General features: G+C 47.4%; 12 protein-coding genes. 6 read left to right on the top strand and 6 right to left on the bottom strand.

All coding sequences use genetic code 11. From position 1 onward, the window contains the following. The first annotated feature begins 7 nt into the window (after positions 1 to 7). From lacZ to PLA01S_RS17000, 5 genes are all read left to right on the top strand, one after another. Positions 8 to 3,121, top strand: a complete 3,114-nt coding sequence (lacZ, locus tag PLA01S_RS17020) for a beta-galactosidase, LacZ type (protein ID WP_127593260.1) — start codon at positions 8 to 10, stop codon at positions 3,119 to 3,121. A 207-nt stretch (positions 3,122 to 3,328) separates the two neighbouring features. After that, a complete protein-coding gene (locus PLA01S_RS17015; protein ID WP_127593363.1) occupies positions 3,329 to 3,712 on the top strand; it encodes a GntR family transcriptional regulator in 384 nt (127 codons plus the stop codon). Continuing rightward, the gene (locus tag PLA01S_RS17010; RefSeq protein WP_127593259.1) at positions 3,709 to 4,575 is read left to right on the top strand and encodes an ABC transporter ATP-binding protein; all 867 of its coding nucleotides are present in this window, start codon (positions 3,709 to 3,711) and stop codon (positions 4,573 to 4,575) included. Before PLA01S_RS17015 ends, PLA01S_RS17010 begins: the two co-directional genes overlap by 4 nt. After that, positions 4,568 to 5,194 (top strand): ABC-2 transporter permease, encoded by a 627-nt coding sequence (locus tag PLA01S_RS17005; protein WP_127593258.1) that lies wholly within the window; start codon positions 4,568 to 4,570, stop codon positions 5,192 to 5,194. The genes PLA01S_RS17010 and PLA01S_RS17005 overlap by 8 nt, the downstream gene beginning before the upstream one ends. A 175-nt stretch (positions 5,195 to 5,369) precedes the next feature. Further along, the gene (locus tag PLA01S_RS17000; RefSeq protein ID WP_127593257.1) at positions 5,370 to 5,801 is read left to right on the top strand and encodes a DnaJ family domain-containing protein; all 432 of its coding nucleotides are present in this window, start codon (positions 5,370 to 5,372) and stop codon (positions 5,799 to 5,801) included. 167 nt (positions 5,802 to 5,968) lie between these two features. On the opposite strand, the gene PLA01S_RS16995 is transcribed toward PLA01S_RS17000, so the two are convergent. From PLA01S_RS16995 to PLA01S_RS16970, 6 genes are all read right to left on the bottom strand, one after another. After that, positions 5,969 to 7,489: an ABC transporter substrate-binding protein gene (locus PLA01S_RS16995; protein WP_127593256.1), complete on the bottom strand. Its 1,521-nt coding sequence runs from the start codon at positions 7,487 to 7,489 to the stop codon at positions 5,969 to 5,971. 32 nt (positions 7,490 to 7,521) lie between these two features. Next, positions 7,522 to 8,283: a response regulator transcription factor gene (locus tag PLA01S_RS16990; protein ID WP_127593255.1), complete on the bottom strand. Its 762-nt coding sequence runs from the start codon at positions 8,281 to 8,283 to the stop codon at positions 7,522 to 7,524. Further along, the gene (locus tag PLA01S_RS16985) at positions 8,258 to 10,021 is read right to left on the bottom strand and encodes a sensor histidine kinase (RefSeq protein ID WP_127593254.1); all 1,764 of its coding nucleotides are present in this window, start codon (positions 10,019 to 10,021) and stop codon (positions 8,258 to 8,260) included. Before PLA01S_RS16985 ends, PLA01S_RS16990 begins: the two co-directional genes overlap by 26 nt. A gap of 139 nt (positions 10,022 to 10,160) precedes the next feature. Further along, a complete protein-coding gene (locus PLA01S_RS16980) occupies positions 10,161 to 11,657 on the bottom strand; it encodes an ABC transporter substrate-binding protein (RefSeq protein ID WP_127593253.1) in 1,497 nt (498 codons plus the stop codon). An 89-nt stretch (positions 11,658 to 11,746) separates the two neighbouring features. Further along, positions 11,747 to 12,676, bottom strand: coding sequence for a carbohydrate ABC transporter permease (locus tag PLA01S_RS16975; protein WP_100538722.1), 930 nt, complete (start codon positions 12,674 to 12,676; stop codon positions 11,747 to 11,749). Between the two features lie 12 nt (positions 12,677 to 12,688). After that, positions 12,689 to 13,645: an ABC transporter permease gene (locus PLA01S_RS16970; protein ID WP_127593252.1), complete on the bottom strand. Its 957-nt coding sequence runs from the start codon at positions 13,643 to 13,645 to the stop codon at positions 12,689 to 12,691. A gap of 573 nt (positions 13,646 to 14,218) precedes the next feature. Between PLA01S_RS16970 and PLA01S_RS16965 the strand changes: the two genes are divergently transcribed. Further along, positions 14,219 to 15,367, top strand: a complete 1,149-nt coding sequence (locus PLA01S_RS16965; protein ID WP_127593251.1) for a substrate-binding domain-containing protein — start codon at positions 14,219 to 14,221, stop codon at positions 15,365 to 15,367. Positions 15,368 to 15,392 lie beyond the last annotated feature (25 nt).

The raw sequence follows: 15,392 nt of genomic DNA, 5'->3' as shown, positions 1-15,392 counted from the left end.
AAAACAGATGAAACAGCAGGTTGAACGAGGAGTCGCGCCAAGTCTTGCATGGTTGTCCGACCCCGGCATATTTGCGGTAGGCAGGATGCCCGCGCACTCCGATCATCGGTATTACGAAACGATACTTGAAGCCGAACAGCTTGGAGAGATGCCTTGGCGCCGGAGTCTGAATGGAAGCTGGAAGTTTAGTTATGCTCATAATGCCAAGGAACGTCAAGCGGATTTTTATAAAATGGACGTTTCCTGCAGAGGATGGGATGATATTAAGGTTCCCGGACATATCCAGCTTCAGGGGTATGGGCAGCCGCAGTATGTGAATACGATGTACCCCTGGGATGGTCAGGAGTTTCTTAGACCCCCGATGATCTCAGAGGACCACAATCCCGTGGGCAGCTATGTGAAGTTTTTCAACGTTCCTGCAAGCTGGTCGCAGCGTCCGCTGTATATCTCTTTTCAGGGAGTTGAAACGGCTTTCTATGTATGGCTCAACGGGGAGTTTGTTGGCTACAGCGAAGACAGCTTTACGCCGAGCGAATTTGACCTCACGCCGTACTTAACCGAGGGTGAGAATAAGCTGGCTGTCGAGGTTTACCAACGCAGCACCGGAAGCTGGCTGGAGGATCAGGACTTTTGGCGCTTTTCCGGTATTTTTCGCGACGTGTATCTGTATACGGTACCGGACGTTCATGTGCAGGATCTGCATGTTCAAACTGATTTGGATGAAACGTATGAACTTGGAACGCTGAAGGCTGCCATGCAGCTCAGGGGCAAGTCCGCTTCGAAAGTAGTCCTTGAGCTCAAGGATCCAGCAGGAAATCCAGTGGTCCGCGGCGAGACCGGAGCTTCCGGGGGGACGGCGTCGATTGCGTTAGCTGCCGGAAAGGTTAAACTGTGGAGCGCAGAAGAGCCGAATTTATATACGCTGTACGTATCCGTCTATGACGCATCCGGAAACCTTGTGGAAGTTGTGCCGCAAAAGGTAGGCTTCCGCAAATTCGAGATGATCGACAAGGTGATGCACTTAAACGGCAAGCGCATTGTATTCAAAGGTGTCAACCGGCACGAATTCAATTCCCGCCGCGGACGCTGCATTACGAAAGAAGATATGCTGTGGGATATCAAGACATTGAAGCAGGCGAATATTAACGCCGTACGGACGTCGCATTATCCGAATCAGACGCTGTGGTATGAGCTGTGTGATGAGTACGGCGTGTACGTCATCGACGAGATGAATCTGGAGACGCATGGATCGTGGCAGAAAATGGGGGCCGTTGAGCCGTCCTGGAACATACCGGGCAGCAGGCCTGAATGGCAGGATATCGTCATGGACCGTGCGATTTCCATGATCGAGAGGGACAAGAACCACCCATCGATATTGATCTGGTCTTGCGGCAACGAGTCTTATGCCGGAGAAGTCATTCGGAACGTTGCGAATGTTTTCCGGGAGAAGGACCCTACCCGGCTCGTGCATTACGAAGGGGTGTTCCATAACCGGGAATATGACGATGCGAGCGATATGGAGAGCCGGATGTATGCAAAACCGGCAGATATTGAACAGTATCTGATAAACGATCCTTCCAAGCCCTATATCAGCTGCGAGTACATGCATGCCATGGGCAATTCCGTCGGCGGTTTGCATAAATACACGGAGCTGGAGCAGAAGTATCCGATGTATCAAGGCGGCTTCATCTGGGATTACATGGATCAGGTTATCGTGAAACGTGATCGTTATGGCAAGCCTTTTATGGCTTATGGAGGGGATTTTGATGATCGTTCAACCGATTACAATTTCTCCGGCAACGGCATCGTCTATGCGGATCGGTCATGGTCCCCTAAAATGCAGGAAGTGAAATTCCTGTATCAGAACGTCAAGCTGACCCCGGATCGTTGTGGCGTCACGATTAGAAACGAGAACTTGTTCGCGACATTGGATGCTTATGATGTTATATATCATCTCAATTATGAGGGAAGGAAAATCTACAGTGGAGCGGTATGCACCCAGGTTGGTCCCGGTGAAGAGAGATATGTAAAGCTTGAATTGCCTGAGGCTGGGTATTCAACCGGTGAGTATGCGCTGGACGTTTCACTCGTGCTCAAGAAGGATTCGTTATGGGCGGAAGCCGGCTACGAAATTGCTTTTGGACAGTTTGTTTTCTCAGTGGAGAACCCGTTGGCTGTTGACGCTCCTGACCATACGCAAGCGTCGGCGGCGGAACGCCTGGGATCAGATTCAGCAGTTTCGCACGATACAGCTGCGAATGATTTCCGTGTAGTTGAAGGGGACGTAAATATCGGCGTTCATGGACGCGATTTCTCCGTTTTATTCTCGAAGCAGGCAGGGACCCTCATATCCATCAAGTATGCGGGACGGGAGATGATCTCTTCGCCGCCGGTGCCGCTCTTCTGGAGAGCGATGACGGATAACGATAAAGGAGCGGGACTGCCTTTCGACTCCGCGCTTTGGTATGCTGCAAGCCTGACCCGAAGAACGTTAAGCTGCGAGCTTATGGAGGACTCGGACCGCGCGACCGTGGCCTACATGTATAAACTGAGCGTGTCCGAGGAAATACGGGTGCGTGTATCGTATACGGTATTCACCGATGGCAGCATTCAGGTAAAGGCGGGGTACCAAGGAGAACCGGGCTTGCCGAAGCTGCCGATCTTTGCGCTTACGTTCAAAGTACCAGCGGACTACGACAACCTGGATTGGTATGCAAACGGACCGGAAGAGAATTATATTGACCGTGCGTTCGGAGCTAGATTGTGTCGCTTCCGCAATCGTGCGGCGGATAATGTATCAGCCTACTTGGTACCGCAGGAATCGGGCAATCGTACGGGGGTGCGGGAGGTATCCATAACCAGCGATCAAGGCCATGGCATTACGATTGAGGCACCATCGGCAGCACCGGTAGAAGCCAATATATCGCCCTATACCGCATTCGAGCTGGAGAATGCGACGCATCATTATGAGCTGCCGAACGTTCACCATACCGTTGTTACCATCGCCGGGCGGCAAATGGGGGTTGGGGGTGACGACAGCTGGGGGGCTCCGGTTCATGAAGAGTATCAAATCGATCCTTCGACGGACATGTCCTTTGAATTTACGATTCGCAGAGCTTAATGTAAGCTTCGATAACCGTTGCCCTAATATTAGGGTTGGGGTAATAGAAAACGCCGAAATCCTTTTTTAAGGGCTTCGGCGTTTTTATTTTAGCTGCCGAAATGGACGAGAATCACTGCCCAGATGGATGAATTGACACAAGAGAGAATAGTGTATATATTATATATATACGGTATGAACTTAATTAACAGCAGTGGGGTGAACGGCATAAAAATCATATTATCCAACGCATCGAGCGATCCGATTTACATACAGATTATGAACCAGATTAGACAGAGTATCCTGAGCGGAGAATTGCACGCAGGCGACAGTCTCCCTTCTATCAGGCAGCTTGCTAAGGATTTGCAGGTTAGTGTTATTACCACGAAGCGTGCTTATGAAGAATTGGAGAACGAAAAACTAATCGACTCGGTCGTAGGTAAGGGATGTTTCGTATCAGGGGCAAATAAAGATTTCATCAGGGAGCAGCGCATGAAGCGATTGGAAGAGAAAATGATGAATATCATTCGAGAAAGCAAGGAATTAAATATGAGTCAACAAGATGTAATCGATCATCTGACTTTACTGTTCGAGGAGGAGCAAACACCATGAATGCAATCGAATTACGTAATTTAACGAAAACATACCCTCTTTTTAAAGTCGATCATGTCTCTCTGGATGTGAAACAAGGCTATATAACCGGGCTCATTGGTCCGAATGGTGTTGGTAAAAGCACCTTAATCAAGATGATGCTCGGCATGATCCGTCCCGATTCCGGCAGTGTAAAAATACTCGGCCTTGAAATGCCTAATCATGAAGTCGACATTAAACAGCGCATCGGCATTGTCTCGGATGATTGCTTCTATTACGAGCATCTTACGATTCGTGATACGAAGAGAATGATCGCACCTTTTTACAGCCATTGGAATGAAAAGAAATTTAACCGTTACCTCGAACAATTCGAATTGTCTCCTAAGAAAAAGGTTGAAGATTTATCCAAGGGAATGAAGATCAAACTCTCCCTTGCCATTGCTTTATCCCATGAGGCTGAACTCCTGGTCATGGATGAGCCGACTTCCGGACTCGATCCGGTGTTCAGAAGGGAAATGCTCGATCTGCTTGCGGATATGATGCAGGACGAAAAAAATACGATTATCTTCTCGACACATATTACGACGGATTTGGACCGCATTGCTGACTACATTACTTTCGTCAATGACGGAAAACTCGTATTCAATGAAGCGAAAGATGATGTGCTTGAGAGATACGCGATCGTGAAGGGCGACTTGCAACTGATTGATTCGGATATTCGAAAGGAATTTATCGGAATTCGTGAAACGGCGCTTGGCTTTGAGGGCTTAGTAGATAATAGACAAAAGGCCGCGCAGCTGTTTGGCAATAATGCTATTTTAGAAAAACCATCCTTAGAAGACATCATGTATTTCACGGCCAAGGGAGGACGAGTTTATGCTTAATTTGCTTCGCAAAGACTTCATCGCTTTAAAAAGCTCACATTGGACGATTCTTCTTTATCTCGCTGTATTCAGTGTCGCTTTCATACCAAAAAGTGAAATGTCTATTTACTTTGTAGGCATCTATACCGCTTTCGGCTCCATTATTCTCGCCACGATGATCGATATCAAAAACCATAACCATAAATTTCTGGTCACGCTGCCGATCAGTCGCAAACATATTGTTCTAGCCAAATACATAACAGCCGTCATATATACCCTTTTTGGGGTCATTGCTTCTTACGGGATTCACCAGCTCATTAATCTTTCATTCCCGCAGCTTGAAAAGCCGGACTATACGGTATGGTCCATGTTGGTTTCAGTAGGAATGCTGCTTGTTCTCATTTCTATCTATATGCCTCTTTTTTACGCGCTTAGTAAAAAAGGAGCCGGAATTATCAATGCCGTATTCATGATCTCCTTAATCATCCTGGCACAACCTGCAGCGGTGCTAATGAATATGGTGAGCGAGAAAGGCGTCATTAGCGACCAAACCTTACTTCTTATTCTAATCGGTATCGTAGCCGTATTCATCGCTTCCTATTTCTTAACGGTAAGCCTATTTACTAGAAAAGACTTATAAGAGTCTCATACAACTTATTCACTGCCATTCTTGCCATTACATTACTCCCAGTAGCGTTATTAGGTGCAGTAAAAGACCTGGTTTCTAGAAAATGAATTCAAAAGAGGAATAGCCTTTCTTTTGCCGAAAGAATGACTACGAGCTTCATATGAATTGTAAAAATGGGGGTGACTGAATGGATTTAAACGATGACCCAAAAGAATCAGCTTCTGCTCCTGAAGAAGATCAACGTGAAGAAAAGGAACGACGCCCCATGTCGACCAGCAGCGGACTGCTGGAATCGGCCATCGACAAATTTGCCAGAGAAGGCGGCTTTGACGATTTGCCGTTGAAGGGAAAGCCGATTAAGATCGAAGACGGAGATGTTCTAACCGGGATAATGAAGAACGCGAATTACCAGCCAGCATGGGTTGAGCTGAGAAAAGAAATCGCCGCCGACATCAAGCGGCTCTTGGACCGCCAAGAGTCGAATGCGATTCCAGAGACAGCGTTCGAGGCCATTAATCAAAAGATTATAAAGTACAATCGAATGGTTCCGAATCCACAGCTGCAAAAGGGACTCCTGTCCGAAGTGAATTTGCACGCAGCCTATGATAAATGGGAGTAGCTCATGAACTCAAATGTGCTTCTCCCCGTTACCGTTCAGGGGACCAGGTGAAGAAAACGACGAAAAGGACCTTGAAGCTATCCACTTCAGGGTCCCTTTTTGAATATGATCCATGTCTCGATGTGGGGGTCAAGGTCGACCCGATCGGAGAGCCGAGCTGCCAGCACTCACCTCATTTCACTCCGCCAAGCATTCAGCTGCTTCTGCACTTCCTGCCGTACGTCGTCCATGCCTGCTTGCTTCAGCTCCTCGTTAAATTTGGGAAGGATCGTATCCACATCGACGGAGCCTGTCATAAGGCTCGGATAATATTTATGCCAGACCATCTCGATGTTATCGGTTTGGGCGGTCAGCTTGGATAGATCGGGCGTAAAGCCGAGCACGGTGGACTTAACGACGCCAGCGTTGTATTTGCGGAATTGATCCCATTTGTCGAGGGGGTCCGGGTTATCGCCGCCCATGGTTTTCAGGATAAACCAATTCCCCTGCGTGTATTGCACTCCTGCATAGCGGCTTGCAGGCGCATCCGGAATCGGGTCGCCATGGCTGTCCTGGTCCGTAGTTAGAACGACTTGCCCTTGTTCATCCAGTGTATAGTGCACGCCTTCAATCCCATAATTAAACAAGTTTCGTATTTCCGGGTCGGTATTGAGCAAATTCAGGAATTTAATGCATTCCACCGGATGCTTGGTATTGGCATTCACCGTCATGATGCCTCCCCGGACGGATTCCGTCGTGACGGTGCTTGGGGTTACGGGATTCGCTACAATCTTGTAGCCGCGATCCTTGCTCCAAGTTGTCTCTGAGAGCGGACCGCCGCCTGAAGACTTCCAGAACACTTTGGCCCCTCGTTTAAGTCCTCCCGGCTCTCGCAAGGCGGCATCCTCATTAATGAAGCCCTCCTTGTAATAACGCCGTAACGTCTCCAGCACCTGCCGCGCTTCCGTGGTTTCGAAGATATTCACGACCTGAGCATTCGGGTCCAGTGATTTGATCATCAAGGGCAATTTATGGTTCATAATATATTCGTATCCATATAGAGCGAAGAAATTGTGGGAATCCCGATCCAATTCCATGGGGATGTATGCCGGCTCTTCCTGATGAATCATCCGAAGCAGCGGTTCAAGCGATTCCAGCGTATTGTACTTGGTAATGTCGATATTATATTTACTCACGATGGAAGCGGGGTACATCCACTGATCCAGCACGGCTAACTCTTTATTGGTCGGCACACCGTAAATGCTGCCATCATTCATACGTACCCCTTGCCAAAAGATAGGGTCAATGGCGTCGTACATTTCCTTGCCCAGGCCGGCAAGGTAGTCATCCAGCTTCAACCAGGCGCCGCGCATCGCGGTGGTTGCATAATCGGGTGCAAAAGCAATATCAAACGGACTTCCGGCGGATATCAGCGTGTTCAGCCGATCTTCATACTCCTGCCAGCTTACCTTGACATAGGTGATGGTCACGCCGATTTTACGAGCCATGATTTCATTGATTTTATCATTGACGAGCTGCAGATCCTTGTCAGGCTCACCGATCGTATAATAGATCAGGTTTACCGTGTCCCCATCATATGTTTCGTCGTTAGATCCAGGCTGCTGGAAGCAGCCGGTTGTATATGATGTGAGCAGCAATAGGAGACTGATGATCATGAAGACGCGTCGGGGTCTTGGGTGCCTTAACATCGATTATCCTCCTTTTTTCGCCGCGTTTGTTGTTAACCTTTTCCCCGCAGTTCAGAAGGAGATTTTCGGAAAAAGCTGTGAAAGTGCGTATAGAAATAGTTGAGATTGTTGTAGCCGACGGAAAATGCGATGTAGGAAATCTTCTCATCTGTCGATTGAATTCGTTCTTGTGCAAGAAGCATGCGGTAAGCCATAAGGTATTCGGAAAACTTCATGGCGGTTTCTTTAAGAAACAATTGTCCAAGGTAGGTGCTGTTCATCTGGAAACGCTCCGCCACGGATTTCAAGGTGATATTCTGAGCATACTCTGTCCTGATCATCAGCAGGATGCGGTTGACCAGCTTGGATAAGCTGTCATAGCTTACACCTAATACCGGGTCCTTGTTCAGGCTTTCGCCGTTTCTGTTACCGATCGAACCGCCCAGATCTTCGACGATGATCTTCTCAATCACTTGCTGCAGCTTGGTGCGTTCGACAGGCTTGAGCAGATAGTCTTTGACGCCACAGCGAATGGCTTCCTGGGCATATGTAAATTCACTATAGCCGCTCATAATGATATATTTCGTAGGAATTTGAAATTCGTTCAGCCTGCGGATCGCTTCATATCCAAGCTCCTTGCCAATGCAGACATCGAATATGGCGACATCCGGCAGCAGGTCCACCCCTTTGGACATGGCTTCCTCCGTGGATTCGCAGGTTTCGATCCGACCAAATCCGTATTGTTTCCAATCCAGGATTCGCTTCATTCCCTCCAAAATCTGAGGTTCGTCATCCACAATCATCAGTTTGTACATGTTCAATCACCTCTTTTGAAATCCGCACGGAAATGTTGACTCCAGCTTCCTCATTATTCGCAATCTCGATCGAAAAGCCGTCACCATAGAAAAAGTGAAGGCGCGTATATACGTTGCGCAGCCCGATACTATGGGAAGAAGGTTCATCATGGTTAGACAGTGTGCTTCGAACGGTATGTAAACGATCCGGAGGAATCCCGCGTCCGTTGTCCACGAACTCCAGAACATAACCGTCTTCAGCTTCAAAGCCATTAACGACGTACAAATTAAACTCATGATTCGCGTTAAAGCCATGGATGAAAAAATTCTCAGCCAAAGGCTGCATCCAGAATTTCACGGTAGGGATGAAGAGCAGCGCCGGCTCTACATTGACTTGATAATAAAAGCGCTCGGGATACTTAAACTCCATAATCTCCAAGTACTTCTGCAGCAATTCCAGCTCGCTTGCAATCGAAATGATATTTTCCTTTTTGACGATGTCGCGATAGAGCGTCCCCAGCGTTGCTATGGCGTCGGCGGTGTCCCTGTCCTGATTGACAAGAGCAGTGGAGCGGATAACCTCTAACGTGTTGTATAAAAAATGAGGGTTGATTTGGTGTTGAAGCGCTTTCATTTCAGTTTCCTGCTGTTTGATCTTTAACAGATATTCATTACGGATATGCTTATCCAGCTGCTGAATCATATCGTCCAATTCCCGGGCGATCATGCCGTATTCATTCCGACGGTAACGGGCAGGGCGGTTAGGCGTAAAATTGGCCATCTTCACGCGTCCAATCGATTGAATGATACGGCGCAGGAAGAGGGCATCATCTCGCATATTGTATGCAATGAGCAGAAGCACACTAATCATGGCCGCCAATATGATCAGAAAGATGGTGATCAGCATTCCGGCATGCTGACGAATGAGCATGGATAAATCGATGATGCTGACGAATTTGAAATTAAACTTGGTGGATGGAAAGGAGACAAAAAAGATATGTTTCAAAACACCTTTAGAAATAATACCGTGACTGCGTCCATTCGCCGCGGCTAGTCGGGATACTTCCTCCAGGTCCAGGTCCTGTTCGTTACCGATCAAATATATTTCACCGGAAGGGCTGACGGCAGCCGCATTCCCCAATCGAAAGCTTTGAACGGATTTAAAGACTTGCTCACTGCTGACCAAGAAGCGCAGCTCTCCGAATTCCTGGGAACCAGACGTTGGATCCGACAGTTTCTTGCGATATACGAATCCCTTCATCAGGGTGTCGCGAAAAGCTTCATCCGTATTCGGAAGCCCGAAGGTAAAGCTTGCAATTCCATTATCATTAAAACGGACGACATTGCCATACTTGTTGGTATGCGTGCTTATCTGGGTGATTTCACCTTGCGCCCAGCTGTACAGATAGGTCTTAACATCCTCCGGAAAAGAAACCAGCGGCTGTGAGAATTGGCTGTTCTGCAGCCTGCTGGTTAAGTATCCCTCAGCACTGCTGCTTAAAAAGCTGCGAGCATCATCCATCAGACCGGGATTGGAATACATTCGCTGCATGTAAGCCTCGATGCGGTCGGCATCATACTGCAGCTCATTCTCTACACGCGAGAAGGCATTCGCCGCCTCGATACGGGCATTGCCAACCCATTGATTCAGCAGCATGGCACAGGTCAGCGTACCCAGCGTGAGTCCGATGGCCACGACGAAGATGACATAGGCAATAAACTTGTGACGATAAATTTTGATTTGTAAAAAAGAGCCCATACGACACCTCGATTGCAGCAGGTCGTTGAAACAAGTGTTGCTAATCTCAATTTAACACGATTAATGCCTGGCTTCATAGATCGTAAGGAAAAAGCACCCCTTAAGAGAGCCTCATTAAGGGATGCGCTTGATTGTAATCTTACTTGAAGTAATTGTTGATTTGCTCTTGGGCAGCCTGCATAATCGTGTCCATGCCGGCTGACTTTAATTCAGCCGTAATCTTCGGCACCATTTTCTCCGGATCGGATGCGCCTGTGATCAGTTCATATTTGTATTTATCCCATACGGCTTGGCAGTTCGCCACTTCGGTCTGAAGATCGGTGATGTCCAGCGCAAAACCTAGGATCGTAGAAGAGGTCGCTGCATCGTTCAGCTTTTTAACCTGTTCCCATTGATCTTCAGGAGCGCCTTTGGTCACCGCCAAATTGAAGAATGTGCCTTGGGTGTAGGCTGCCAGGGGCCAAGTATCGGATGTACGCTGAATCACCTTTTCGCCATCGACATTGTTGTAGTCTACGCCTAATTCGCCGAAGGCCAGCATATTGCGAAGTTTGGGATCCGTATTCACTAATTCAAGGTATTTCAAAGCTTCCTTCTTATATTTGGAATTGGCCGAAATCGCGTTGAGCGAGCCTTGAATCGTACTGGTTGTATAAATAGGTCCATAATGCTGAACCATATCGTACTTTTCAACGGCATCATTGATTTGCCAGCTGACTTCGGCTCCCGGGAATGCCTGGGCTGCAAAGAATGGTCTGCCTTTGTCGTTCTCCGTTTTTGTCGGAGCATCCGGGTTGATGATGCCATCCTGGTACCATTGATGCAGCAGCTTCAGATTTGCCATAACATCAGGCTGCTCGAGTACAGAGACCACCGTGCGTGATGCATCGTCCGCTTTTACGCCGATGGGAGGGAAGCCCAGGGTTAAATCGTCATAGTCGTTAAAGAAGCCGTTCAAGCCTTCGCCTTGCGTCATCGGCAGCGGATAGAAGCTTTTGCCTTCGCCGGCCTTCATGTCACGGAGAGGTTTATCCAGATCCTGCAGCGTTTTGATATTGTTGATATCAATATTGTACTTTTGCACATACTTATCATCGAATACCCAGTACTGCGTCAGCGCGGAATCCTTGTAAGTCGGAACGGAATAATATTTGCCGCCGATTTTTGTACCTTCCCATACCTTCTCGGGAATCAGTTTATACAAGTCGGGCGTTTCGCTCTGAACCAGATCCGTAATATCGGCAAACGCGCCCATAGCCACTTGCTTGCTGTATTTACCGCTGTTCGTGAACATGATGTCAAATGGTTCGCCGGTATTCACGATGGTGTTCATTTTGGTGTCCCATTCGCCCCAGCTTGCTACCTTGATGTCGACCTTCACGCCAATTTTCTCGGCCGTGTAGGCATTCATGGCATCAACCGCTTTGCTGAAATTGTTCGGCACCTGGCCGCCGATGGTCCACCAGGTCAACGTCGGGATATCTTTGCTTGTTTCGGTGTTCTCCTTCGGTGTGTCCGTTGTCTCCGCAGATCCATCCGTCGCAGCTGGAGACTTCGAGCCGCCGCAGGCTGCTAAAGCGGTCAACATGAGTACCATTACGCACAGAGTAGAGATGAACTTAAAAGCTCTCTTCATTTCCAATTCCCCCTTATTGAAGTTAAATCGCTTACGTGTTGTACAGCGTGATTTATCATAAACCAAGTTTTGCTTGGCTTATTTCCCAATTAGCCCTTCACAGCGCCGACCGTTAGCCCGGAAATAAAATATTTCTGGAAGAAAGGGTAAGCGAATGCTACAGGCAGAACGATGAGAATGGCGACAGCCATACGGGCAGATTCCTTCGGCATCGTGGCGACGAGCATGGCGTAGCTGACGCCCATACTTGCTGCATTCTTCGCGAGTGCGTCTACATTACTCATTAAGCTGTTGAGCAGTGCTTGCAGGGAATACAGGTTCTGGTTGTCGATATAGAGCATCGATTGGAACCAGTCATTCCAGTAAGCAAAGCAGAGAAATAGTCCGATGGTTGCGATGACCGGCAATGAGATTGGCAGAATGATAGAGAAGAAGATTCGCAACTGGCTTGCGCCATCGATTTCAGCAGATTCGATCAGCCCATCGGGTATCGTGCTCTTGAAGAAGGTTTTACATATGATCACGTTGAACGATGAAACAGCGAGCGGTAGTATAAGAGCCCAGACGCTATCTTTTAGCCCTAGCAAATTCGTATTAATGAAGTAGCTGGACACCAAGCCGCCGTTGAATACCATGGGGATGAATACCACCCAGGTCAGAAAGCCCCTGAGCTTGTAGTTTGGGCGAGAGAGCACGTAACCCATGGAAGCGGTGAGCAATACGCCGAGCACGGTACCGACCACGGTAACGAGGGCGGATACCCCAAGCGCTCGCAGAATCATCGTTCCCTGCTTGACGATATAGACGTAAGCCTCAGCCGACAAAGCAACCGGGAGCAGGTGATATCCGGTCTCACGGATGGACTCCTCACTGGAAAAGGAAATGGATAGAACAACAACTACGGGTATGACGCAGAGCAGCGCCAAGATGATAAATATCAGGTTGAAGAACAGGTTGACGGCTTTGTTTGTACGGTTGAACTTCTCAAGGCCCGTCTCGTAAGTGGTTTTTGGTGTCATCGTCTTGCCTCCTTACATCATCGCGCTATCCGGATCGATTCTGCGAACAATCCAGTTAGCGATCAGAATCGTTGCGCATCCCAGAACAGACTGTACAAATGCGGCTGCTGATGCCATCCCTACGGTGGCGGTTTTCAGTTGTTTATACACCATGACATCGATGGTGGTCGCCACGTTGAACAGCGAATTGGAATCTCGCGTGACCTGAAAGAACAAGCCGAAATCCGTGTAAAATATGCGCCCGACGGCCAGTATGAACATCATGACGATCACTAGCTTGAGCATGGGTAATGTAATGAATCTCGTCTGCTGCCAAATCGAAGCGCCATCAATAACAGCTGCTTCATAATAGGTGCTGTCAATGCTCGTGATGGTTGCCAAATAAATGACCATACCATATCCCAGGCCCTTCCAGACATTTAAGAGAATCAAAAACAATGGCCAGTATTTCGGCTCCATATACCAGTTAATAGGATCGCTGCCCATACTGACGAGCATTTGATTGACAATCCCTTTATCGAAGCTTAAGAAAGCCCAGCCTACCGCAGATACGACTACCCAGGAGAGGAAATAGGGGAGGAACATCATCGTCTGATAGACTTTGCTCGCTTTGCGGCTATGGAGGAGTCCGATCATAATCGCGAATAGAACGGGCAGAACAATTCCTAACACGATAAACACCATGTTGTATCCAATCGTGTTTCGAATAATGATCCAAGCGTCATTCGATTTGAACAAGAATTCGAAGTTTTTGAAGCCGACCCATGGACTGTTAAACACATTGCTCAAAAAGCCGCCGCTGATCCTAAAATTTTTGAAGGCGATAATGATCCCGAACATCGGTAAGAAACTAAACAGGATGTACCAAACCGTGGTCGGCAACGCCAAGAGGGTTAGTTCCGTATCCTGCTTGTGCCAGCGCATTCGTAAGCGCTTTCGTTTTTCTTTTGATTCGGCTTTAGAGCTCATGTTTGTCACTCCTTACGGTGTTATTTCGCTTGTCGTGCATTTGTTAGTTTCATTGTATAAGAGGAAGATTCGATGCTTCCAGATAACAAACTTGATACTATAGTCAACAAACGTTAGATTCGAAAGATTTATTGGCAGAGGATTGACAGAACATGGTTGGTCAGCAATCACTGATTTGGGGATGAAACGGGGACAGAATTTTTTGAGGCTTAGTTAAATTGGATATCAGAAAAATGTACTTAAACAACAAAAACCTCTGAGCAGATCAGACTATCTTCCTATGGCTCTCACGGAAGTGGATTTCTCGGAAAGAGAAATGAACATGCAATTTAGCGAAGAAGAAAGGACGGTTTTAAGGCGTGGAACGCTTTGAAGAAATAGCCGCGCCGACCGGGTACCCGATCCTTCCCGGGCTTTTAGCCGTATTAATCGGCAATTTATCGATTATGAAAGACGGACAATGGTAGTCCGTCTTTTTGTAGTACTCAAAAAGTAAAATTCGTTTCAAATTGCACCATTGATCCGAATTAATATGATGTACGAACATCATTAAATTACAATTTACTTCAATTCGTGATTGACACCCAACAAAACGGGCGTTATGATCAATACATTAAAATTGCTTTTGTTGGATCTATGATGAAAGCGAGTACAAAATTGAGGCGAAATATGAACGACATGAAACGTTTGACATTAAAGGAAATCTCTCAGCGCATTGGTATCTCTGTGGCGACCGTTGACAGGGTTCTCAATAATAGGGGAAATGTGAAGCCAGAGACCTATCGCAAGGTCATGGACAAATTGAATGAGATGAATTATACGCCTAATAAATCGGCGAGCTTCCTTTCCCGGAAGAAAGAACTGTCCATAGCAGTCGTATTTCCCGAACTACCTGACTACTTTTGGTGGCAGGTCGAGAAAGGTGTAAATGTCGCATATGAAGAATTGCGAGACTATGGGCTGTATGTCGAGCTGTTCAAATCGGAAAAGTATGATATGGAGAAGCAGAAGCAAGTCGTTGAGGATATCATTGCTTCTAAGGCTTTCGATGCTATTGCGATTTCGCCGAATGACTCGGAGGAAATGGCAGACCTCATCGATCGAGGCATAGAAGCCGGGATCGCGATCTGCACGTTCAACAACGATTCACCGCTCAGCAAACGGTTGTTTTATGTGGGATGCGATTATCGCATTGCCGGAAGACTTGCTGCAAATATGCTCTGCAAAATAACAGGACCAGATGCGAAGTTTGGCCTCATTACGTCTGACGCATCTTCCGAGCCGTCAGCGACTACATTCCAGCTACAGCAGAAAATTATGGGCTTTCGCGAGGTGATCGCTGATTATCGAGTGGAATTAACACAGTTGCTGAAGCTGAAGCAAGAAGAGTACGATAGCGCTTCGATTTTCGAATCCTTTTTTGATCAAGTTGATGCAGTCTATGTGACGAGCGCAAAGCTTCATGCCGTTGGGAAACATTTGGAACAGTTAGGGCTTGCCGGCAAGAAGGCACTCATTGGTCATGATATAACGGAAGAAATTTATGATGATCTGCAACGGGATGTCGTCACCGCCACGATCTGCCAAGACCCCGTAAACCAGGGGTATTTGGCAATCAAAACACTTTTTGGTTACCTTGCCTACGGTGAGCGGATCAATGTAAAGGAAAACATTACAAAGCTAGAGCTAGTAATCAAGGAAAACGCAAGGTATTACATTTAGTAGAGGAAACTAGTTTGGTATGCAT

The organism is Paenibacillus lautus NBRC 15380 (genome assembly GCF_004000945.1).
Taxonomy (GTDB): domain Bacteria; phylum Bacillota; class Bacilli; order Paenibacillales; family Paenibacillaceae; genus Paenibacillus_AQ; species Paenibacillus_AQ lautus.
This window is presented reverse-complemented; position numbering and strand designations above follow the sequence as displayed.

What these genes read in the sequence shown, in the direction of transcription:
- PLA01S_RS17005 (WP_127593258.1), top strand. Translation starts at nt 4,568, where the DNA reads ATGCTTAATTTGCTTCGCAAAGACTTCATCGCTTTAAAAAGCTCACAT.
- lacZ (WP_127593260.1), top strand. Translation starts at nt 8, where the DNA reads ATGAAACAGCAGGTTGAACGAGGAGTCGCGCCAAGTCTTGCATGGTTG.
- PLA01S_RS17000 (WP_127593257.1), top strand. Translation starts at nt 5,370, where the DNA reads ATGGATTTAAACGATGACCCAAAAGAATCAGCTTCTGCTCCTGAAGAA.
- PLA01S_RS16995 (WP_127593256.1), bottom strand. Translation starts at nt 7,489, where the DNA reads ATGTTAAGGCACCCAAGACCCCGACGCGTCTTCATGATCATCAGTCTC.
- PLA01S_RS16975 (WP_100538722.1), bottom strand. Translation starts at nt 12,676, where the DNA reads ATGACACCAAAAACCACTTACGAGACGGGCCTTGAGAAGTTCAACCGT.
- PLA01S_RS16980 (WP_127593253.1), bottom strand. Translation starts at nt 11,657, where the DNA reads ATGAAGAGAGCTTTTAAGTTCATCTCTACTCTGTGCGTAATGGTACTC.
- PLA01S_RS16970 (WP_127593252.1), bottom strand. Translation starts at nt 13,645, where the DNA reads ATGAGCTCTAAAGCCGAATCAAAAGAAAAACGAAAGCGCTTACGAATG.
- PLA01S_RS16985 (WP_127593254.1), bottom strand. Translation starts at nt 10,021, where the DNA reads ATGGGCTCTTTTTTACAAATCAAAATTTATCGTCACAAGTTTATTGCC.
- PLA01S_RS17010 (WP_127593259.1), top strand. Translation starts at nt 3,709, where the DNA reads ATGAATGCAATCGAATTACGTAATTTAACGAAAACATACCCTCTTTTT.
- PLA01S_RS16990 (WP_127593255.1), bottom strand. Translation starts at nt 8,283, where the DNA reads ATGTACAAACTGATGATTGTGGATGACGAACCTCAGATTTTGGAGGGA.